This is a genomic window from Oceanicoccus sp. KOV_DT_Chl (genome assembly GCF_900120175.1).
Lineage (GTDB): Bacteria > Pseudomonadota > Gammaproteobacteria > Pseudomonadales > Dasaniaceae > Oceanicoccus.
Map to the genome: position 1 here is coordinate 558,573 of NZ_FQLF01000001.1, position 20,063 is coordinate 578,635.

Annotated in this window: 20 protein-coding genes and 2 pseudogenes; 20 read left to right on the plus strand and 2 right to left on the minus strand. The window is 46.7% G+C overall.

Going from position 1 to position 20,063, the window contains the following annotated elements:
- Positions 1-11 precede the first annotated feature (11 nt).
- From UNITIG_RS02575 to dmpG, 6 genes and pseudogenes are all read left to right on the plus strand, one after another.
- Entirely contained in the window at positions 12-875 is an 864-nt protein-coding gene (locus UNITIG_RS02575) for an SDR family NAD(P)-dependent oxidoreductase (RefSeq protein WP_101756961.1), read from the plus strand.
- A gap of 132 nt (positions 876-1,007) precedes the next feature.
- Positions 1,008-2,201: an acyl-CoA dehydrogenase family protein gene (locus tag UNITIG_RS02580; protein WP_101756962.1), complete on the plus strand. Its 1,194-nt coding sequence runs from the start codon at positions 1,008-1,010 to the stop codon at positions 2,199-2,201.
- A gap of 164 nt (positions 2,202-2,365) precedes the next feature.
- Positions 2,366-3,205 carry an alpha/beta fold hydrolase gene (locus UNITIG_RS02585; protein ID WP_101756963.1) on the plus strand — a complete coding sequence of 280 codons (840 nt, stop codon included), beginning with the start codon at positions 2,366-2,368 and terminating at the stop codon, positions 3,203-3,205.
- 39 nt (positions 3,206-3,244) lie between these two features.
- Entirely contained in the window at positions 3,245-4,033 is a 789-nt protein-coding gene (locus tag UNITIG_RS02590) for a fumarylacetoacetate hydrolase family protein (protein WP_101756964.1), read from the plus strand.
- Positions 4,034-4,086: 53 nt separating this feature from the next.
- Positions 4,087-4,994, plus strand: a pseudogene (locus UNITIG_RS02595) (acetaldehyde dehydrogenase (acetylating)).
- Between the two features lie 84 nt (positions 4,995-5,078).
- Positions 5,079-6,110, plus strand: coding sequence for a 4-hydroxy-2-oxovalerate aldolase (dmpG, locus tag UNITIG_RS02600; protein ID WP_101756965.1), 1,032 nt, complete (start codon positions 5,079-5,081; stop codon positions 6,108-6,110).
- A 75-nt stretch (positions 6,111-6,185) separates the two neighbouring features.
- Here dmpG and UNITIG_RS02605 read toward each other — a convergent pair whose 3' ends face one another.
- Positions 6,186-6,848 (minus strand): 2OG-Fe(II) oxygenase, encoded by a 663-nt coding sequence (locus UNITIG_RS02605; protein ID WP_101756966.1) that lies wholly within the window; start codon positions 6,846-6,848, stop codon positions 6,186-6,188.
- Positions 6,849-7,041: 193 nt separating this feature from the next.
- On the opposite strand from UNITIG_RS02605, the gene UNITIG_RS02610 reads away from it, so the two are divergent.
- The 4 genes and pseudogenes from UNITIG_RS02610 (at position 7,042) to UNITIG_RS02620 (ending at position 11,754) form a co-directional block, all read left to right on the plus strand.
- Positions 7,042-7,290, plus strand: coding sequence for a hypothetical protein (locus tag UNITIG_RS02610; RefSeq protein ID WP_101757159.1), 249 nt, complete (start codon positions 7,042-7,044; stop codon positions 7,288-7,290).
- A gap of 213 nt (positions 7,291-7,503) precedes the next feature.
- The gene (locus UNITIG_RS02615; RefSeq protein ID WP_101756967.1) at positions 7,504-8,598 is read left to right on the plus strand and encodes an efflux RND transporter periplasmic adaptor subunit; all 1,095 of its coding nucleotides are present in this window, start codon (positions 7,504-7,506) and stop codon (positions 8,596-8,598) included.
- A gap of 2 nt (positions 8,599-8,600) precedes the next feature.
- Positions 8,601-9,284, plus strand: a complete 684-nt coding sequence (locus UNITIG_RS24855; protein ID WP_255399414.1) for an efflux RND transporter permease subunit — start codon at positions 8,601-8,603, stop codon at positions 9,282-9,284.
- Positions 9,191-11,754, plus strand: a pseudogene (locus UNITIG_RS02620) (efflux RND transporter permease subunit). Before UNITIG_RS24855 ends, UNITIG_RS02620 begins: the two are co-directional and overlap by 94 nt.
- Positions 11,755-11,763: 9 nt before the next feature.
- On the opposite strand, the gene UNITIG_RS02625 reads toward UNITIG_RS02620, so the two are convergent.
- Entirely contained in the window at positions 11,764-13,956 is a 2,193-nt protein-coding gene (locus UNITIG_RS02625; protein WP_101756968.1) for a bifunctional serine/threonine-protein kinase/formylglycine-generating enzyme family protein, read from the minus strand.
- 333 nt (positions 13,957-14,289) lie between these two features.
- Here UNITIG_RS02625 and UNITIG_RS02630 point away from each other — a divergent pair, with 333 nt between their 5' ends.
- The 10 genes from UNITIG_RS02630 (at position 14,290) to UNITIG_RS02670 (ending at position 19,890) form a co-directional block, all read left to right on the plus strand.
- Positions 14,290-15,138, plus strand: a complete 849-nt coding sequence (locus tag UNITIG_RS02630; protein WP_101756969.1) for an FHA domain-containing protein — start codon at positions 14,290-14,292, stop codon at positions 15,136-15,138.
- A 162-nt stretch (positions 15,139-15,300) separates the two neighbouring features.
- Positions 15,301-15,726 (plus strand): HIT family protein, encoded by a 426-nt coding sequence (locus tag UNITIG_RS02635; protein ID WP_235015224.1) that lies wholly within the window; start codon positions 15,301-15,303, stop codon positions 15,724-15,726.
- A gap of 58 nt (positions 15,727-15,784) precedes the next feature.
- Positions 15,785-16,645, plus strand: coding sequence for an SDR family oxidoreductase (locus tag UNITIG_RS02640; RefSeq protein WP_235015225.1), 861 nt, complete (start codon positions 15,785-15,787; stop codon positions 16,643-16,645).
- 39 nt (positions 16,646-16,684) lie between these two features.
- Positions 16,685-17,575, plus strand: coding sequence for an amidohydrolase family protein (locus UNITIG_RS02645; RefSeq protein WP_101756971.1), 891 nt, complete (start codon positions 16,685-16,687; stop codon positions 17,573-17,575).
- Complete coding sequence (locus UNITIG_RS02650) at positions 17,575-18,339, plus strand: hypothetical protein (protein WP_101756972.1); 765 nt, start codon at positions 17,575-17,577, stop codon at positions 18,337-18,339. The genes UNITIG_RS02645 and UNITIG_RS02650 overlap by 1 nt, the downstream gene beginning before the upstream one ends.
- Before the next feature lie 10 nt (positions 18,340-18,349).
- On the plus strand, positions 18,350-18,793 hold the full coding sequence (locus UNITIG_RS02655) for a nuclear transport factor 2 family protein (protein WP_101756973.1): 444 nt from the start codon (positions 18,350-18,352) through the stop codon (positions 18,791-18,793).
- A 20-nt stretch (positions 18,794-18,813) separates the two neighbouring features.
- Positions 18,814-18,948 carry a hypothetical protein gene (locus UNITIG_RS24860; RefSeq protein ID WP_255399415.1) on the plus strand — a complete coding sequence of 45 codons (135 nt, stop codon included), beginning with the start codon at positions 18,814-18,816 and terminating at the stop codon, positions 18,946-18,948.
- A gap of 41 nt (positions 18,949-18,989) precedes the next feature.
- Positions 18,990-19,241, plus strand: coding sequence for a DUF4399 domain-containing protein (locus UNITIG_RS24865; protein ID WP_255399417.1), 252 nt, complete (start codon positions 18,990-18,992; stop codon positions 19,239-19,241).
- Between the two features lie 14 nt (positions 19,242-19,255).
- A complete protein-coding gene (locus UNITIG_RS02665; protein ID WP_159931060.1) occupies positions 19,256-19,702 on the plus strand; it encodes a glutathione S-transferase family protein in 447 nt (148 codons plus the stop codon).
- Positions 19,703-19,716: 14 nt separating this feature from the next.
- The gene (locus tag UNITIG_RS02670; RefSeq protein ID WP_101756975.1) at positions 19,717-19,890 is read left to right on the plus strand and encodes a hypothetical protein; all 174 of its coding nucleotides are present in this window, start codon (positions 19,717-19,719) and stop codon (positions 19,888-19,890) included.
- The last annotated feature ends 173 nt before the right edge of the window (positions 19,891-20,063 follow it).

Genomic DNA, 20,063 nt, shown 5'->3' on the forward strand with positions numbered 1-20,063 from the left:
GCGAGGTGGGTATGAGTTTGCAAGAAAATCGGGTGGTCGTGGTGACTGGCGCAAGTCGTGGTGCTGGCAAAGGCATTGCCCTGGCGCTCGGTGGCTTAGGTGCCACCGTTTATGTAACCGGGCGCACAATCAACGAAGGTGATGCTGATTTACCCGGCACTGTGGCTGCCACTGCGGATGAGATTAGTCGCCGCGGTGGTAACGGTATCGCTGTGGTTTGTGATCATGGCGATGATCGGCAAGTACAGGCACTCTTCGCCCGGGTTGAACGTGAGCAGGGCCGGTTGGATATTCTGGTTAATAATGCTTTGCTGGTGCCAGAGGGTTTGGTTGATCACGGTCCGTTCTGGCAAAAGCCGTTAGCGCTGCAAGATATTTTAAATGTGGGTATGCGATCCAGTTATGTTGCCAGTTATTACGCTGCGCCGTTGCTGGTCAAGAACGGTGAGGGTTTAGTGGTTAATACATCATCGTTTGGGGGACGTTGCTATATGCATGGTCCGGCTTATGGCGCTGGTAAAGCAGCGGTGGATAAAATGGCCCATGATATGGCGGTTGATTTTAAACCCTATAATGTGGCGGTCATCTCTTTATGGATGGGCTTGCTTAAAACCGAGCGGACCCAGCGCGTGTTTGATGCTGAACCTGAACTTTATGCCGATATGGAAGCCGGTGCCGAGTCTCCGGAGTTTTCTGGGTTGGTCATTGATGCATTGGCTAAAGACCCTCAGCGCATGCAGCGCAGCGGTAAGATTTGGGTGGGTGCTGAGTTAGGTAGTGAGTATGGTGTGGTGGATATCAATGGTAAGCAGCCGCCATCGCACCGGTCGATGTTAGGTGACCCAACCAGTTATAACCCGGCTGTTATTGAATAAACCGATTTTGGTGAGGGGTTTATTCAGCAGTAATGGTTGCATATCACTTATATGGGGGATGCTGGCATTCGCTTTGGGTTATATTCTTGCTGCTATGAGAGTAAGTGTTCCCTTAGTCACGTGGAGTTGAGTATGTCAGATCAATACAGTTTAGCGTCTTCCAGAGCAAAAGATCTTATCGCCAAAGCCGAAGCCTTGCAGCCAGTTTTGGCCGAGCGAGCCGCTCGTTGTGCACAAATTCGTCGCATTCCCGATGAAACTATTCAGGATTTTCAGGATGCAGGCTTTTTTAAAATTCTGCAGCCAGAGCAGTGGGGCGGCTACGCTATGGACCCGCAGGTATTTTATGCGGTGCAGTTAAAAATTTCTGAAGCCTGTATGTCGAGTGGTTGGGTGCTAGGTGTAGTGGCAGTCCACAATTGGCAGCTTGCTTTGTTCGATAATCAAGCGGCACAGGATGTATGGTCGGAAGATCCGACAACATTAATTTCTTCTTCCTATGCGCCTGTTGGCAAAGTAGAAAAAGTCGACGGCGGCTACAAGTTGAGTGGCCAATGGGGTTTTTCCAGTGGTTCAGAACATTGTGAATGGGTGTTCCTGGGAGCAGTGGTGCCGGAAGAAGGCGCTCCTTTCGATATGTCCAATTATCGAACGTTTATGGTGCCGAAAGCGGACTACGAAATTATTGATACCTGGCATGTAGTTGGTTTGCAGGGAACAGGTAGCCAGGATATTAAAGTGGTTGATGCTTTCGTGCCTGAATATCGTACTCATAAATTGTTTGATGGTTTTAACTGTGAAAATCCGGGGAATGCGGTGAATAAAGCACCGGTCTTTCGCTTACCCTTTGGTCAGGTGTTTGTACGCGCCGTTTGCACAGGCTCATTAGGTGCACTTGAAGGTGAGTTGGGGGCATTTATTGAAGTCGCTAAAACTCGCCAGGTTGGCCCTGCCAAAATGAAAGATGATCCATTTGCCCGCAAAATTGCCGCGGAAGTGCGTTCGGCCATTGATGAAATGAAAAGCACCATGTATCGCAATTTTGATGAGATGATGGCGGTGGCTGCGCAAGGCAGTAAAATAGATTTAGAGGATCGCGCGCGGTATCGTTATGATTCGGCGTTAGTCGCTGACCGCTGTGTAGAATTGTCTGGCAAAATGCTAAAAGCCAGTGGTTCAAAAGGTATTTTTCTGGGTAATCAGGTATTGGCCAAGCACTTGGATATTCTTGCCAGTCAGGCGCATGTGGCGAATAACACCAATATTTATAGTAACAATTTGGGTGGCATGATATTTGGTGACGCCAACATCGATTTAAATATGTAGGCACCACTTTTTCAGGCCGCTCTGGTTGGCCTCTTTCGCCTATTTAAAGGTTGATTTTATACGTTAGAATCAACCTTTTTTGATTGTCTGAGTCGCAGAAGGTCGCTGTCTGTAGTTTGAAAATTAACGGCAGCTTGGCCCATAGTTTTAATTAGGAGAGTAGCATGGCATTAATATCCGGGATGCCCGAAGGTCAGTACGCCGATTTACCCAACGGGCAGCGCATGCACTATCAAGATCTGGGGCCACGTGATGGTGTGGTTGCTGTGTTTTTGCATGGCAGCGGCAGTGGTGCCAGCGGTCATAGTAATTTCAAAGCGAATTACCCGGTATTGGTGGAGCAAGGTTATCGGGTGATCGTGCCGGACTTATTGGGTTATGGTTATTCAGCTAAACCTACCGATGTGGATTATCACCTTGATTTATTTGTTGAGTGTATCAAGCAAACACTGGATGTCATCGGTGTAGAAAATTTCACTTTGATCGGCAATTCACTTGGTGGCGCTATCGCGCTACGTTTCGCCCTGGATTATCCCGCACAGACTGAAAAATTAGTGCTGATGGCCCCCGGAGGCATTGAAGAACAGGCAAATTATTTTACCATGCCGGGCATGCAAATGATGAAAGAGGTGTTCACTTCAGCCGACCCGGTAACGCCGGCAAAGATGCGCAGCTTTTTTGAAACCGCTTTTTTAGTTGACCCCGGTTGTTTGGACGAGCAGACAGTGCAAGAGCGCTGGGAGTCCATGCAAACGCAAAACCCTCATGTTGTCAAAACCATGGTGGTGCCAAATATGGAGCATGAATTAAAAAACTTGCAGTGTCCGGTGCTAGTGTTTTGGGGGATGAATGAAAATATGATGCCCGAGACCGGAATTATGAAATTGGCTAAGAATTGCAGTAACAGTCGGGTGATTTTAGTATCAGAGTGTGGCCACTGGGTAATGATGGAGCATGCAGCAATGTTTAATCGCATGACCTTGGACTTTTTGGCGAATGGCTAACGCTATGTCCGAAAAATAGAATGAGAAATACTAGCAATGATGAATAAAGCAAAAATTAATCAGCTGGGCGATGAGCTCTATCAAGCGCTGCGCTCGCAAACTACGTTAAAGCCGTTTACTGAGCGCGAGCCTGATATCGAGATTGATGATTCTTATCATATCTCATTGCGCATGGTCAGCCGCCGGGTCAGCGATGATGGCGAAAAAATTGTCGGTAAAAAAATTGGTGTGACCAGTGCTGCGGTGCAAGAAATGCTCGGTGTTTTTCAACCTGACTTTGGTTTTTTGACTGATGCGATGGAATATCCCGATGGCGCTGAAATACCCATTGCGGGTAATTTAATCCAGCCCCGGGCTGAAGCTGAAATTGGTTTTCGCCTGAAAAAAGATTTAGTGGGTCCCGGCGTTACCGAGCAAGATGTTCTCGACGCTACCGAAAGCATTATCCCCTGCTTTGAAATTGTTGATTCCCGGATCGATGACTGGAAAATAAAAATTGAAGACACTATCGCCGATAACGCTTCCTGCGGTGTTTATGTGCTGGGTCAGCAGACCGCTGATCCGCGTGATCATGATCTACCGAATTTAAAAATCACGGTCACTAAAAATGGTCAGCCTTTAAGTGAAGGTCTGGGCAGTGCGGTACAAGGTAATCCCTTAACTGCGGTGGCTTGGTTGGCTAATACCTTAGGTGAGTACGATATTCCCTTTAAGGCCGGTGAAGTTATTTTATCCGGCTCGTTGGTGCCGTTAGAGCCAGTGGTGGCGGGTGACGTCATGCAGTTAGAGTTGCATGGCATTGGCACCGCCAGCGTCAAATTTGTTTAGCTTTTAGTGACCGGCATTGTGTGCTTGTCGCCGTTGATTGAAAAGGAACTACCATGAGTAAAAAAATTAAAGCTGCCATCATTGGTCCCGGCAATATCGGTACTGACTTGTTGATGAAGGCGATGCGATCAGATGTGATTGAGCCGGTGTGGATGGTGGGGGTTATCCCTGATTCGCCAGGCTTGGCCAGAGCGAAAGAGCTGGGTTGAAAATTACTGCCGATGGTGTTGACGGTATGATACCGACGATGAAAGCGGACGGTGTACAAATTTGTTTTGATGCTACATCGGCGTATGTGCACGCGGAAAATTCACGCAAAGTAAACGAGCAAGGGGCGGTGATGATTGATCTGACTCCCGCAGCGATAGGCCCGTTTTGTATTCCGCCAGTGAATTTAGAGCAGGCAGTCGCAGCCAAAGCGATGAATGTAAATATGGTGACCTGTGGTGGTCAGGCGACGATTCCTTTAGTCGCGGCGGTGAGTCGGGTGCAGGAAGTCACTTATGGTGAAATCGTGGCGACGGTTTCTTCCAAATCAGCGGGTCCAGGTACCCGTAAAAATATCGATGAATTTACCCGTACGACTGCCAGCGGCATTGAAAAAGTTGGCGGTGCCGGTGAGGGTAAGGCCATTATCATTATTAATCCTGCTGAGCCCCCGTTGATCATGCGCGATACGGTGCATTGCTTAACGGCGACAGAGCCAGATCAGGCGGCGATCACCCAATCGATTCACGACATGATTAAAGAAGTTCAAAAATACGTGCCTGGCTATACCTTGAAAAACGGCCCGGTGTTTGACGGTAATAGGGTGTCTATCTATATGGAAGTTGAAGGGTTGGGAGATTTCCTGCCGAAGTATGCGGGTAACCTGGACATCATGACTGCCGCCGGTTTACGTACGGCAGAAATGTATGCAGAAGAAATTTTGGCCGGCCGCTTTGTGCCAACAGCAGCTTAGTTCACCCCGTTTGGGTAGCCGCTAAAACCACATATTGAGTTGCTGTCTTCTAATCGGGGCAGCAGAGCAACATAGGAAAATGTTATGAATTTAAAAGGTAGAAAAGTCACTCTTCACGATATGTGTTTGCGCGATGGTATGCATCCCAAGCAGCATCAAATAACCGTTGAAGAAATGATCACGGTTGCCAAGGCGATGGACGATGCTGGCATGCCGATGATTGAGGTCACTCATGGTGATGGTTTGGGTGGGCGTTCAGTTAACTACGGTTTTCCCGCAGCCAGTGATGAAGAATATTTACGCGCCGTCTGTGGTGTGGTTAAAAACACCAAAGTCTCCGCCTTGTTATTGCCGGGCATCGGCACCGTTGACCATTTAAAAATGGCTGCTGATTGTGGCATCGATACCATTCGTATTGCCAGCCACTGTACTGAGGCAGATGTCACCGAACAGCATATCGGTATGGCGGCGGCAATGGGGTTGGATACCGTTGGCTTTTTAATGATGGTGCATATGACTTCCCCAGAAGCATTGTTAGAGCAATTGAAGCTGATGGAATCTTATGGTGCTAACTGTGTGTATATCACCGACTCTGCGGGCTACTTGTTGCCGCAACAAGTAACCGAATATGTGGCACTGGCGCGTAAAGAGCTAAAGCCGGAAACCGAACTGGGTTTTCATGGCCACCACAATTTAAGTCTTGGTGTATGGAATACAGTAGCGGCCATTGAGGCTGGCGCTAATCGTGTTGATGGGTCGGTTGCGGGCTTGGGCGCCGGTGCTGGTAACACACCGCTGGAAGTATTGGCAGCAGTGTTGGACCGTATGGGTGTAGAAACCGGCGTCGACTTATTTAAAGTGATGGATATTGCTGAAGATATTATTGTACCGATGATGGATCAACTGGTGCGAGTTGACCGTGATGCGCTAACGCTGGGCTACGCAGGGGTCTATTCCTCTTTCCTGTTATTTGCCAAACGTGCAGCTGCCAAATACGGTCTGTCCTCACGGGAAATTTTAATGGAGTTGGGGCGTCGCCGCACGGTTGGTGGCCAGGAGGATATGATCGAGGATTTGGCTTTGGATATGGCCAGAGCCGCAGGCAAAATTAAGTAGTCTTCTTCTTTACCTGCTGAAAAAAAGCCGCAACAAGTTGCGGCTTTTTTAGTCGGGTATTAGAAGTACGAATAATTACATTGGGGGGTCGACGCGATCTTTAGTTGAGCTATTGACCCGATACCATCCCGCGATGGAGTAGCGGTCTTGCTTTGCCGGAAGTACTTCGTGAGGAAATTCTTCACTGAGAAACAGCACCAGAGTTGCCATCGTCGGGGCGACTGTAATGGTCTCATTGCCTGCATAAATGAGCAGTTCCCCACCGTCTCCTTGTTGCCAGTCAGGGTTCAAATAAACTACTAGCGAGAGTACCCGGTTAGATTGCCCTACAAAAGCATCGACATGGCGTTGGTAAAAATGCCCTGGTGCGTAGTGCGCAAAGTGGCTTTCAAAGGAAAACAATCCCAGAAACAGCTGCCGATTTAAATATTCTTTTAGTTGCTCGGCCCAGTCCAGCCAGCGCTGGCTGACACTGTGTTTACCCGTAATCCAGCAAATATCGTCATTGCGAACAGTATTATCCTGAGTATGAAAGTGATCGCGGCCGATACCCGCCAGTTGAAAGGCAGTGGCATCCAGCTGATGTAAGTAGTTTAAAAGGTCTTGTGCTAAATCCAGAGGAAGTGAGAGTGAGTTTATGCTGTAACCCTGCTGCTGCAGGTCGAAAGCGACTTGAGCAAAAAAGGTCTCGTTATCTGCGATTAAATGAGCGGTGTTATCAGTGGCGGTGGCGTGCATTCAGGGTTTGCTGTACATTGGCAAAAGGTCGCGCATTGTACACGGTTCTGGCAAAAAGCCAGCACCAATTTTAATCCTGGCAATAGTTTATCTGCTTAATTCCGAGGTGTTACTTTGCCGAATGAATATTGGCGGTGATAAATATTTACCTGAACCCGCCGTTGGTATTCGAATTATAATCAGGAGTAGTATTATGAAAATAATGATAGGTTTAACTGCATTATTAGCTGCGGTTGCTATGCCGGTATTGGCCATTGATTTTGATAAGTTGGCCGAGTCTGTTGATAAAGAAAAAGCTGTACAGTCGGTTGATACCGAGCAGTTAAAGGGCGCGGTTAAAGAGGGAGAGGTCGACTATAAAAAGGCCTACGATGCTGTCGATAAGAAACAGGCGGCTGAAGCGGTGGATGTGGACAAAGTTAAGGCTGCATTGATGAAGTAGCTGAGCTGGCTGTTAATCTTGTGGATAATTATGCGCTGTTAAATCAGCGTGATCGTTCCGGATACTTTTTTAGCCTAAGTCCAATAAATCGTACTGTTTAAGGAAATAAATTTCGGGATCATCCGTCCGGCAGAGTTTCTGCGATAATAGCCACGACTGCCATTTTTGCGGTTGCAGTTTATTTCAGAATCAGTATTTGATAGAGGGTAATCTATGAAGCGGCAAATGAAGGTGGCTATCGGCTCGCTGCTGGTGATTCTCGTAATCATCTTTGGCGTATTGCGGTTGGTACAAAGTTTGATCGATACAGGTGTGGCCAACTATTCACCGCCGCCAGTGACCATTTCAGCAGAGTCCGTGAAAACTGAAAATTGGGACATTTACATAAAGTCGGTTGGTTCTATTACTGCTGTAAACGGTGTCGATATTACCTCTGAAGTTGGCGGTCTGATACAGGAAATTTACTTTGCCTCAGGTATCGATGTCACTGAAGATCAGGTGTTGGTGCAATTGGATGACACCGTCGAGAAGGCGAACTTACGTAGCTATGCTGCGCAACTAAAATTAGCCAAAATAAACTTTGATCGAGATAAGCGTTTATTATCAAGCAACGCCATTTCCAAAACCGATTTTGATACGGTTGAGGCAAAAATGATTGATGCCGAAGCGCAAGTTGATCGGACCAAAGCCTTAATTCAACAGAAAAAAATCCGCGCGCCGTTTTCTGGCCGTTTAGGTATTCGTCAATTAAATGTTGGTGATTTCGTTAAGACTGGCGATCCGTTAGTAACCTTGCAGTCATTGGATTATTTACATGTCGATTTCTATGTGCCCGAGCAGTATTTTCCCAAGCTGGTTTTAGGTCAACGGGTGCATTTTACCGTGCAGGCATTTCCTGATCGGATTTTCGATGCAAAAGTATCCGCAATCAATGCCAAAGTGGATCAAAATACGCGTAATATTCAGGTTCGGGCGACGTTTAATAATGATGCACAAGAACTGTTACCAGGTATGTTTACCAATATTCAGGTGGTATTAGAACAGCAAAAATCGTTGGTTACTGTGCCGCAAACAGCTATTAGTTATAGCTTGTACGGTGATTCTGTTTTTGTTGTGGTGGAGGAGTCCAGTGCGACAGGTGATGTAATCAAACGGGTTGACCGGCGTTACATCAAAATATTAGAGAGGCGTGATCAACGTGTGGCTATTGTTGATGGGCTGGAAGCTGGCGAGTTAGTGGTATCCAGTGGTGACCTGAAATTAAATAACGGGTCTAAAGTGAATATTGATAATTCAGTTGAGCTATAGCTATGGATGAATCAATGCGCTTTACCGATATATTTATCCGGCGGCCGGTGCTAGCGATAGTACTGAGTTTGTTTCTATTACTAATCGGGTTAAAAGCCTTTACTTCGTTACAGTTACGTCAGTATCCCGAAATTGTATATCCCACGATTAATATTACTACGGCTTATCCTGGTGCCAGCGCCAGTTTGATTAAGGGCTTTATCACCACTCCAATCCTCAATGCCATTACCAGTGTAGAAGGCATTGATTATGTTACTGCCCAAAGCAATGAAAGTGTTTCTTCGGTCACTGTGTATCTAAATCAGGATTATCCTGTCGATACTGCGCTGCTGGACCTGACCACTAAAATCAATAAGATCAGAAGTGAGTTGCCAACGGAGTCAGAAGCTCCGCTTGTTGAAAAAATGGAGGGCTTAGGCTCGGATACGCTGCAGTATATCGCTTTTTCAAGCGCTACCATGAGCGAGGAACAAATCACTGATTACTTGAGTAAAGTGGTGTTGCCACAACTTAGCACTGTCGAAGGGATGGGGCGGCTGATATTCGTGGTAAGCGCTCTTTTGCGATGCGGGTGTGGTTGGATGCAGAGAAAATGGCTGCCCATAAAATTACTGCCAATGATATTAATACTGCGTTACGTGAAGCTAATTTCCAGAGCGCTGCCGGTAAAACGTATGACGAATTAGTAGTTTTTAATGTTACGGCTAAAACCGGCTTGTCTACGCCCACCCAGTTTGAAAATATTATTATCAAAAGTGAGCATACTTCATTGGTGCGCTTAAGCGATGTTGCCACAGTGGCGATGGGGCTGAAAATTATAATGAGGCGATTCGTTTTGAAGGTTTGCGGACGGTTTTTGTCAGGACCCGCGCTGCGGCTGCGGCCAACCCCTTGGTGGTTGCTGAACAAGTACGCCAACTGGTTCCACTGTTGCAACAGCAACTGCCGCCACCTATTACCATGAACCTGGTCTTTGATAACACAGTCGCGATCGATGAGTCGATCAATGAGGTGGTTGTTACATTGATAGAAGCCAGCTTGATTGTGGTAGTGATCATTTTTATCTTTCTGGGTTCAATGCGTTCGGTGATTATTCCTGTGGTGACAATCCCGTTATCATTGGTCGGCGTACTGACAGTGATGTTGTTATTGGGATTTTCAGTAAACCTGTTAACGTTGTTGGCGATGGTGCTGGCGATAGGTTTAGTGGTTGATGATGCGATTGTGGTCGTGGAAAATATCCAGCGCCATATCGAGGCGGGCGTGAGGCCGTTTGAAGCAGCATTGGAGGGAGCCAGAGAAATTGCGTTTCCGGTTATCGCGATGACAATTACTTTGGCTGCCGTGTACGGGCCGATTGGGTTTTTAGGTGGTTTGACCGGCGCCTTGTTTACTGAATTTGCATTTACTCTGGCTGGCGCGGTGATCGTTTCCGGCGTTATCGCGTTAACCTTATCGCCGATGATGTGCTCTCAATTATTGACTATGGAAACCTCTGAGCAAGGCTTGGTAAAAAAGTTGGATGATTTTTTTGAGCGATTAAAGCTTCGTTATCAGGAAACCCTGCACAGTGCACTTAGCTATCGATCGGTAGCGTTAGTGATCTCAGTGGGAATATTGGGCAGTATTGGTTTTTTATACCAGTCTATTCCTCAAGAGTTGGCGCCGATTGAAGATGATGGCGTTGTTTATATATCGGGTGCGGCGCCGCTTTCGGCAAATTTACAGTATGTGGAGAAGTTTGCCGAGAAAGTGGAAACCTTATCACTGGCTATTCCCGAACGTGATCGTAGTTTTATCTGGATGCAACAAAACAGTTTATTCTCATTGGTCTTATTAAAGCCATGGGGTGAACGGGAGCGCTCTAGTAAAGAGATAAGTGAAGAGTTACGCCAAACGCTGGGAGCTTCAGTGGCAGGCATGAACTTATATACGTTTAATTTTCCTTCTTTGCCTGGTGCACCAGCAGGTTTGCCCATGCAGTTTGTGTTAACGTCCACTGTGTCGGAAGAATTAATTTTTCAAGTAGCAAATAATATTAAGCAGGAGATGCAGCGTTCAGGAAAATTTGTTTTCGTTAATCAGGAATTAAAGTTCAATAAGCCGGAGCTGGTGCTGGATATCGATAGAGATCGGGCGGGTGAGCTGGGTATTTCAATGAAAGATATCGGCACTGCATTGTCTACACTACTTGGTGAAGGTAACGTCGGACGGTTTAGTATTGAGGATCGTAGTTATAAGGTGATACCCCAGGCGCAACAAAGTCTGCGTGTTAGTCCGGAAAGTCTTCAGAATTACTATGTGCGTACTGTGACCGGTGAAATGGTGCCGCTCACTACCATAGTTAGCCAGCGGGTAATTGCCAGTCCGAATAAACTAACCCAGTTTCAGCAGTTAAATTCGACAACGATCGGAGCCATGTTGGCGCCCGGGGTGACCATGGGGGATGCTATTGAGGCAGTGGAGTTAATTGCTGCTGCAAACTTGCCTGAAGGTTTCTCTCACGACTACATGGGTCAGTCACGTCAATTTATGAAAGAGGGTAATGCATTATTGGTGACGTTCCTGTTTTCATTTTTATTAATTTACCTGGTGCTGGCTGCCCAATTCGAAAGTTTTCGTGATCCGTTGATTGTATTGGTGAGTGTACCTATGTCGATTTTTGGTGCTTTGGTGCCAATGACATTATTAAGTTCATTGAACGGGATAATGCCCGGCACTTTTGACTACGCCTCATTAAATATCTATACCCAGATTGGTTTGGTGACGTTGATCGGCTTAATCAGTAAACATGGTATTTTAATCGTCGATTTTGCTAATAAGTTGCAGATGCAAGGCCTGGATCCGGCAGAGGCGGTAGAGCGTGCAGCAGTAATGCGCTTGCGTCCAATACTGATGACTACTGCGGCGATGGTATTCGGCGTGCTGCCGTTGCTGTTGGCCTCTGGCGCGGGTGCAGAAAGCCGTAAAAGTATTGGTTTGGTGATCACGGCCGGGATGTCTATTGGCACTTTATTTACCTTGTACATAGTGCCGTGTTTATACACTTATATCGCTCGCTCCCGTGGTGCTGAGCCGCATTTTGTCGGGGTTGTTGAGGAGACAGGTTTGGTAACTGTTGATGGGCGCCAGGCTGATTGGGTGGGTAGGGACTAGCTAAACGTTTTACAGTTCGAGCAGCAGGCGAAAACCAATATCGTCAGATTGGGTATCGGCTTTGATTGTTTTAATACTGTCGCTACTAATCTCTTTATCGGGATCTTTATGTGAGCCGCCTGCGACGAGTGCTGTTTCGCAGCTGTTATCGACATTGGTACTGCTGCATTCATCTAGCCATTCGGCCACATTACCTGCGGTATCAAATAAGCCATAGGGATTAGCAGGGTAGGTACCTACTGGCGCAGTGGACGAGCTAAAAAATTTACTGAACTCGCTATTACAGCCTTTGCGGCAGTTAGCCTTGTCTTTGCTGCGTTCTTGTCCCCACCAATAGGCGCTATCGCTACCGGCTTTACTGGCGTGTTGCCACTCCGCCTGGTTGGGTAATCGATATTTCTCACCGGTTTGTTCGCTCAACCATTTTGCATAAGCTTTAGCCTGAGTAAAGTTTACTGAGACTACAGGTCTATTCTCCCGTCCCCAACCCGCATCATCCGGTAGTGTCTGCTCGGTGTGCTGAGCATATTGATCGTACTGGGCAAAGGTTATTTCGTGCTGGCTAAGCGCTATCGCTAAATCGTTCGTGCGAGTCTGTACCACCATCGCCGGGCCGTCACCGCCGCTGGCGAGCTTGTCTTGTATGACTGTGCCTGCGGCTAACAAGCGCCGGGTGGGTTGTAAATTTACTTCGCGCTGAACATTTTTGTCGGCAATTTTTATCCAAAATGTCTCCGGAAAATAATGCTTGGCGCTCACTTTGATGTGGTAGTTGCCAGGGTTAAGTAAAATACCGTCGCGGTAGCGTGGTTTGATATTAAGAATTCGAACAATGGCATCGTCGGGTTGAGTGTCCACCGTTAATGCAAATTCCGGCATGGGTTCAGGTTCGGTAGTTACTTCGGCGATGATGTCTGTTTCCGTGGATGGTTCAGTATCGCTGTCAGCGTCTTCTGATATTTTTGTATCCATTGTTGTCGACTCAGCGGCATCAATCGGCGCTGCTTCGTTAACAGCGGCGATGGCTGCTGGGGGGATGGGCTGTTGATGTGGGGCGGGCCAGAAATAGAATGCGCCGGCACTGATCGCTATGACTATTAAGCAAGGGATGACAATGCGAGACCAGCGAAAGCCGACCGCAGCTTGTTCGATCGTATCCTGAATAAGCGGTAGATCTGCGTAATGCTCGGGCAATTCTTCACTATCGTCATTAAGTATAAAAGAGTCTAGATCCTGCTGCTGCTTTTCACTGAGCTGAACCGTTTGGCTGGTGAATTTGTTCTTACTCAGTAGCAATCGTTGTACCGATACGGTTACAGCGGTGGTCAGTGTATTGAAAAGGGCCCCGATAAGACCAAGCATTTGCAGCGTAGTAGAGCCCGATTGAGTCAGCTGCTTGGTGCCTTGGGTCAGTGACTTTTCCAGCTCATCCAGAGCAGTGATAACCTCGGCACCGGTCTGGAAGCGATTGGCTGCTTTTTTATCCATCATTTTTTCAATGATGTTCTGGAAAGATTTATGCTCGGCTGGCAGCTTTGGTATAGCCGAGGTCATGTGTTTTACCGCAATAGCTACCGGATCATCACCGCTAAAGGGTACTTGCCCAGTAAGCATCTCATAAAATACTACCCCTAAACTGTAGATATCTGCGCGGCCATCAATCTCTTTGCCTTGGGCTTGCTCAGGGCTCATATAGTTGGGCGTGCCCAGCACCGAGCCAAAGTTGGTCATCTTGACGCTGCCTTTGAGTGCCTTGGCGATACCAAAGTCACACAGTACTGCTGAATCATCCTCGCGAAACAGGATGTTGTCGGGTTTTACATCGCGATGAACATAGCCGCGCTCGTGGGCATAGTTGAGGGCGGAGGCCATTTCGCGGATGATGCGGATAGCTTGTTCAACACTGACGCCTTGATCCAGACGATCCTGCAACGGCATGCCGGGCAAGAAATCCATCGCAATATAGTTATAGTGTTTGTGGTTACCAACGTCATAAATTGACACGATATTGGGGTGGGAGAGTTTACCGACAATTTTGGCTTCACGATAAAAGCGGGTGCTGAAACTGGGGTCGCTGTTGAGGTTGGGCGACATGACCTTGATGGCTACTTCGCGGTCGACACTTTGTTGTATCGCCAGATAAACCGTCGACATGCCGCCTTGGCGAATTTTTCGCAAAATGCGATAACCCGGTATAGCCATTAGCTAAGCCTCCAGCCACTGATGTTCAGGGCGGGGCAGGGCACCACTAAAAACTATCGATTAGGTTATTTGTCATCAATGAATTGTATAAATGTTAAAAAACCGTCTATTTTTATCAGCAACAAAGTGATTCAGTTAGCCTTTCCGCTTGTTGCTAAAGAATGCTAGCTATCAGCTTAGTACAAATCACAGTAATATTTTTATCTGAGCCAGTAGAATTTTGTGGGCTGGTTGGCATTTTGGTAGATAAGCTGCCAGCGGGGCCGTGGTGCAGGGTATATTGCGCTACTGTCCTCTTTGGATACCAGTGATAGACTCCTTAAGAGAGGACGGATGTACAAATTACAGAGTAAAGATCAACCAGAGCGCAGTATCTGGCTAGTCGGTGAAAAATTGACCTTGGGCAGCGATAAAAGCAATGACCTGGTGATTAATAGTCTCGGGGTCGATGCTTTTCATGCTGAGATCAAAATAGAGCCTAATTGTTTACTATTAACTAGCCAGCCCGGTACTTGCTATGTCAATGGCTTGCCTGTGGATGGCGTTTATGAACTGGCAGCCAATGATGAGATTCGAGTCGGCAAAGAGCGCCTGTTGATCATCGACCCAAAGCAACAGCCGGCCCCTGTGAAGCCCCGCGCGGCCGATAAACCCAAAGCAGATTGGGTGTTAGTCCCCGACCATGCCAAGTTAAAACAACGGGATTTTTCCATTGATAAGCCCGTGACTGTCGGTCGTTCAAAAGACTGTGAATTTGCTATCCCCTACAAATTACTGTCCCGCGAGCATGCCAAACTCAGCGTTGAGAACGGGCAGCTACTACTGATCGATTTGGGCTCGGCGAATGGCTGTTACGTCAATGGTGAACGTGTCGATCAAGCTAAATTAAAGCATGGCGATAAGGTGGCATTTGCCAAATTGGCTTTCACTGTAGAAGGCCCGGTGCCTGATGAGCCAAAAAAGGCCAATAGCGCTGAGCAAATGAATAAAACCATTATCAGACCTGCGGTTAATCTGGGTGGGATTGTCGAGCGCAGCTCGGTAGAGAGTGCTGATAATTTCGATTCATCTGTCGACATGGACGAGTCTGATTTTGACCACACTACCGTGATACTGTCCCCTGAAAAGAGTAAACAGCGCTGGTTATTTGTAGCGGGGGCGTGGCCATCGTGTTGGTGCTAACCGCGTGGTGGCTACTGCAACAAGCGTAAGTCAGACCGGCTAACTCTTACCATTTAGTTACCTCTGTAATTATCCTATTGTCCTTCTGTCAGTTGGCGATACTATGTTGCTATCGTTCTATTAATTAGTTATCACGTATAACTGATCGCAAAGGATCACATTGTGCACCACCAGCTTGATGACTGTATTTTTTGCCAAATAGCGCAGGGCAATGCGCCCGCGTCTAAAATACATGAAGACGAATTAACCCTAACGATGTTGGATATTTTTCCGGCGACTCCGGGGCATGTGCTCATTATTAGCAAAGCGCATTTTGATGATATTTTTACTGCTAGCCCTCAGGTATTGGCACAGATAGCGATAAATTCCTCGAAGATTGCCAAGGCCTTGCAAGCGGTGACCCAGGCTGATGGTTTGGGCATTTATCAGCTAAATAAAGCGGCGGCTGGGCAGACGGTTTTTCATTACCATATGCATCTTATTCCACAATTTACCAATCAAAATATTGGTATTCATTCCAAGCAGGCTGCTGACCCTCAGCAGTTGGAAGCTATGGCGCAGCAATTACGGCAGGCGCTAAATGAGTGATTTTTAGCGTTACATGGCAATTATCGACCATCAATATAATGAATAAAAAAGGTTCACTATGAAATATCAACAGCGGGATATGACAGGCCAGTGTTGTTTACTGACCGGCGCCACCAGCGGTATAGGCAAAGCAACAGCGATGGGGCTGGTGAAGCAGGGAGCTAGCCTTACTATTATTTGCCGTAACCGAGAGAAGGGAGAAGCGTTGGTCACAGAGCTGTCCGCACAGGCTTGCGAGCCAGTAACGTTAATCGTTGCCGATTTATCTTCGCAGGCGGATATTCGCCGAGCTGCAGCACAATATCTTGATTCGGGTAAACCCTTACATCTGCTCATTAATAATGCGGGTGTAGTGAATACCACTCGCAAAGAAACAGTTGATGGTATTGAAGATACTTTTGCGGTGAACCATTTGGCCTATTTTTTATTAACTAATTTACTGTTGCCAATAATTGAAGAGAGTGCGCCTGCTCGCATTATTAACGTCGCCTCCGGTGCCTATACGTTTGTTAAAAATATGGGGCTGGATGATCTCAACGCAAAGGGCTCTTATAAAACGTTTAAAGTTTACGGTCGTTCAAAACTCGGTAATATTCTATTTACTCGAGAGCTATCCAAGCGTATGCGATCAAAGAATATAACTGTTAACTGTTTGCATCCGGGCGCGGTTAGTACCAGCTTGGGTACTCAAAACGGGATTATGGGCAAGCTGTTGCCTTTTTTATTAAAACCGTTTTTTCGCACACCAGAGCAGGGTGCAGAAACCAGCTTGTATTTAGCGCTGGCAGACCAGCTAGGTAATACCAGTGGTCGCTATTACAGTAATTGCAAAGAAGTGAAGCTTAAGTCTTGGGCGCAGGATGATGCAGAAGCTGCCGAGCTATGGCAGATAAGCGCGCAGATGACCGGTTTAAAATAAGATTTTTAAAACAATTTTTAGCACTAAAAGGTACAGATTATGGTAATGCCCACGGATATCAAAGTAATAGACTTGATGTTAAATGTCCCCGGCGATGATAACTCACAATGGTACGAGTTTATGAAGCCATTGTTGATGGATGAACAGAGTCGGCAGATGTTTAAAATGCCGGCGCAGTATATGTTTAAGGATATCCCGGATACGGGTAAAAAAGCAGATTACATTGCCTATACCGTTGAACAAATGGATAAACATAATATTCAGCTGGCGATGCTGGGCATTGATGATCACAATGAAGTAGCTAAAGAAGCCTTGAAACGGTTTCCCGATCGGTTTGTCTGTTCTTATGAAGCTAACCCTAATAAGGGTATGGATGAAGTGCGTAAAATTCAGCGCCTGCATGCTGAATTTGATATTAAAGCAGTGTCCGGATTTCCCTCAGGCTTATGCCCGCAGGTGCCCATCAACGATAAAAAATGGTATCCCATTTATAGTAAGTGTGTGGAACTGGATTTACCTTTTTGTGTCTGTGTCGGCGTGCCAGGACCAAGGTTACCGTTAGCGCCGCAGAAAGTTGAGTTATTGGATGAAGTTTGTTGGTTTTTCCCTGAACTAAAAGTTGTGATGCGCCACGGTGCGGAACCTTGGGAGAATCTGGCGTGGAAACTCATGTTGAAATACCCTAACCTGTATTACTCTACCACTGCCTTTGCGCCTAAGTATTACCCTGAAGAAATTGTACACTTCGCTAATACCCGTGGCGCCGATCAGGTGCTTTATGCGGGATATTTTCCAATGGGCTTGTCTTTGGATCGAATCTTTAAAGAATTAAAAGATGTGCCCTTTAAGGATGATGTGTGGCCCAAGTTTTTACGGGAGAATGCGATTAAAGTATTCAAGTTGGAAGCAGCAGTTAAGGAATCTTCTTGATGGACTATATCAGCATTGCAGAGGCCATCCCTTTACCTGGCTTGCGACTGGTGTTAACTGCCGGGGCTCCCAACCCCTGGGGAGAGTCAGCTAAAGCGATTTTACAATTAAAAAATATTGATTTTACTGCGGTTGCCCAAGAGGCCGCGGGTGAAAATGCTGACTTGCAGCAATGGACCGGCCAAACCTCAGCGCCAGTGGCGGTGTTTAATGATGAAACTGCGCGCACCCAGTCAGTCGATATTATATTTCTCGCAGAGCGAATTAATCCTGAGCCGGCATTAATTCCTGCCGAGCCTGTCGTGCGCAGTCAAATGTTCGGTTTGATCAGAGAAATAATTGGCGAGCAGGGATTCGCCTGGAATCGACGGCTGCTCATGTTACACCCGATGATGCAGCATCCCGAAGGTAAGCAATTTGTTAGCCGTTTGGCTGAAAAGTATGGTTATAGTGCCGCCAATGCTGAACAAGCCGCTCAAAAGTGTGTGGATATTCTTGCGCTATTATCGGAGCAGTTACTGAGCCAGCAACGGCAAGGTAGCCGGTATTTTCTGGGTGATAGCTTAACTGCTCTGGATGTATATTGGGCAAATTTTGCCGCAATGTTAAAGCCATTGCCACCGGAACAAAGTGCTATGGATGCGGGTATGCGCCATGCCTACGAAACCTTAGACCCTGTTATTGCTGAAAACTATGATCCGATACTGCTACAGCATCGTGATTTTATCTATCAACAACATTTAACCCTACCGCTGGATTTTTAATGAGGCTCCCATGACTTTATCGTTACAGGAAATGTCCGATCGCTTTGAAATACAAGATTTGCTTTATCATTACGCTGATATTATTGACCAGAAAAAATTTGATCAATTGCGTGATGTCTTCACCGAGGATGCCTTTATTGACTATAGTGTCTACGGCGGCGCCAAGGGTAACAGGGAGGAGATTATTGCCTTTTTAAAAGAGGCGATGACTATTTTCCCCAATACTCACCATATGAACGCCAATGTACAAATTACGGTTGATGGTGATGTTGGTACCGGGCGGGTGATGTGTTTTAATCCGCAGGAAATGAATTTGGGTGAGACCACTGAAACTTTTATGCTGGGCCTATGGTATGTTGATAAATACCAGCGCACTGAAGCCGGTTGGCGAATGAGTGAGCGGGTTGAAGAAAAGTGTTGGAAGTTTAACGTGCCGGATTTTATGAATATCTAATTAAGTGAGTGGGGTAAACCATGAATATTGTAAAACTTATAATAACTTGTGTCGGCGTGATGGGATTAATTCATCCGGTGTTGGCGGAAATGCCGCGCAGCAGTGCGCCGGAACAGGCTAAGGTTTATATTATCAGCCTGCTGACGGTGCAGTAATCGACTCTCGCACGTTTACCGTCAAGTTTGGATTAAGTGGCATGGGAGTTGCCCCGGCAGGGGTGGATACGCCGAATACCGGTCACCATCACTTATTGGTCGATAGCAAATCGCTGCCAGCAGCAAATCAGCCTATGGGTGGTGATGTAAAACACTTTGGCGGTGGGCAAACGGAGACGGAGTTGACGTTGGAGCCGGGCACTCATACCTTGCAACTAATTCTCGGGGATAAAAATCATGTGCCGCATAACCCTGTGGTAGTCTCTAAAAAAATTACTATCACGGTTAAATAGGAAGTACTGAAGACGTGTCTGAAGAACTGAAGCTATATGGTTTTGATTGTCCTTTTGTCGAGCGCACCAGGTTGTTGCTAGCGTTAAAGCAGCTGGATTACGAATATACGCGTATGCAGGATTTCAACCCAGCGCCTGATTGGTTTTTAGCATTAAACCCACTAGGGAAAGTGCCCGTATTGATTCATCGTGAGCAAGCGATCTATGAATCAGCCATTATTAATGAGTATCTTGAAGATTGTTTTCCCAAGCCTACGGCCTTCTCTAAAGACCCCGCTGCAAAAGCCCTAGCCAGAATTCTTATTGATTACTGCGGTAAAAGTTTTGTGCCAGCGATGTTTGGCCTATTGATGAATCGTGAGCAAGCTAATGCTGAAGCCGTGATGACTGCTAGTTTAGAGAGTTGGCGTTGGTTAAATACTTTTTTAGTTCAGCATAACCGCAAGGGGATTTTGCTTTAGGTGATACCTTTGGCATGGCCGATTTAAGTTACTTGCCATTTTTTACCCGGTATAGCGCTGTTGCCTACTTCCGACATTTTGAATTACCTGCGACGAGTGAATTCAGTCGCGTGCGCCGCTGGCGTGATGCTTGTTGTGATCATCCTCTCCGCTTTATCGCTGATGATGCCAGAGCAACATGTGATTAAGTTGTACTATAGCCATTCGCAAGGTTGGGGGGCTGGGCGCTTACCACCCAAGGGGATGGAAAATTCCCTTGACCCATCTATTCCTTATGATGAAAGACCCATGCCACCCAGACCCGATAAGCAATACTGGTTAAGTTAACACAGCTAAGTTTTTCTGTTAGCTGCCAATTTTA

What these genes read in the sequence shown, in the direction of transcription:
- UNITIG_RS02575 (WP_101756961.1), top strand. Translation starts at nt 12, where the DNA reads ATGAGTTTGCAAGAAAATCGGGTGGTCGTGGTGACTGGCGCAAGTCGT.
- UNITIG_RS02580 (WP_101756962.1), top strand. Translation starts at nt 1,008, where the DNA reads ATGTCAGATCAATACAGTTTAGCGTCTTCCAGAGCAAAAGATCTTATC.
- UNITIG_RS02585 (WP_101756963.1), top strand. Translation starts at nt 2,366, where the DNA reads ATGGCATTAATATCCGGGATGCCCGAAGGTCAGTACGCCGATTTACCC.
- UNITIG_RS02590 (WP_101756964.1), top strand. Translation starts at nt 3,245, where the DNA reads ATGAATAAAGCAAAAATTAATCAGCTGGGCGATGAGCTCTATCAAGCG.
- dmpG (WP_101756965.1), top strand. Translation starts at nt 5,079, where the DNA reads ATGAATTTAAAAGGTAGAAAAGTCACTCTTCACGATATGTGTTTGCGC.
- UNITIG_RS02605 (WP_101756966.1), bottom strand. Translation starts at nt 6,848, where the DNA reads ATGCACGCCACCGCCACTGATAACACCGCTCATTTAATCGCAGATAAC.
- UNITIG_RS02610 (WP_101757159.1), top strand. Translation starts at nt 7,042, where the DNA reads ATGAAAATAATGATAGGTTTAACTGCATTATTAGCTGCGGTTGCTATG.
- UNITIG_RS02615 (WP_101756967.1), top strand. Translation starts at nt 7,504, where the DNA reads ATGAAGCGGCAAATGAAGGTGGCTATCGGCTCGCTGCTGGTGATTCTC.
- UNITIG_RS24855 (WP_255399414.1), top strand. Translation starts at nt 8,601, where the DNA reads ATGGATGAATCAATGCGCTTTACCGATATATTTATCCGGCGGCCGGTG.
- UNITIG_RS02625 (WP_101756968.1), bottom strand. Translation starts at nt 13,956, where the DNA reads ATGGCTATACCGGGTTATCGCATTTTGCGAAAAATTCGCCAAGGCGGC.
- UNITIG_RS02630 (WP_101756969.1), top strand. Translation starts at nt 14,290, where the DNA reads ATGTACAAATTACAGAGTAAAGATCAACCAGAGCGCAGTATCTGGCTA.
- UNITIG_RS02640 (WP_235015225.1), top strand. Translation starts at nt 15,785, where the DNA reads ATGAAATATCAACAGCGGGATATGACAGGCCAGTGTTGTTTACTGACC.
- UNITIG_RS02645 (WP_101756971.1), top strand. Translation starts at nt 16,685, where the DNA reads ATGGTAATGCCCACGGATATCAAAGTAATAGACTTGATGTTAAATGTC.
- UNITIG_RS02650 (WP_101756972.1), top strand. Translation starts at nt 17,575, where the DNA reads ATGGACTATATCAGCATTGCAGAGGCCATCCCTTTACCTGGCTTGCGA.
- UNITIG_RS02655 (WP_101756973.1), top strand. Translation starts at nt 18,350, where the DNA reads ATGACTTTATCGTTACAGGAAATGTCCGATCGCTTTGAAATACAAGAT.
- UNITIG_RS24860 (WP_255399415.1), top strand. Translation starts at nt 18,814, where the DNA reads ATGAATATTGTAAAACTTATAATAACTTGTGTCGGCGTGATGGGATTA.
- UNITIG_RS24865 (WP_255399417.1), top strand. Translation starts at nt 18,990, where the DNA reads ATGGGAGTTGCCCCGGCAGGGGTGGATACGCCGAATACCGGTCACCAT.
- UNITIG_RS02670 (WP_101756975.1), top strand. Translation starts at nt 19,717, where the DNA reads ATGGCCGATTTAAGTTACTTGCCATTTTTTACCCGGTATAGCGCTGTT.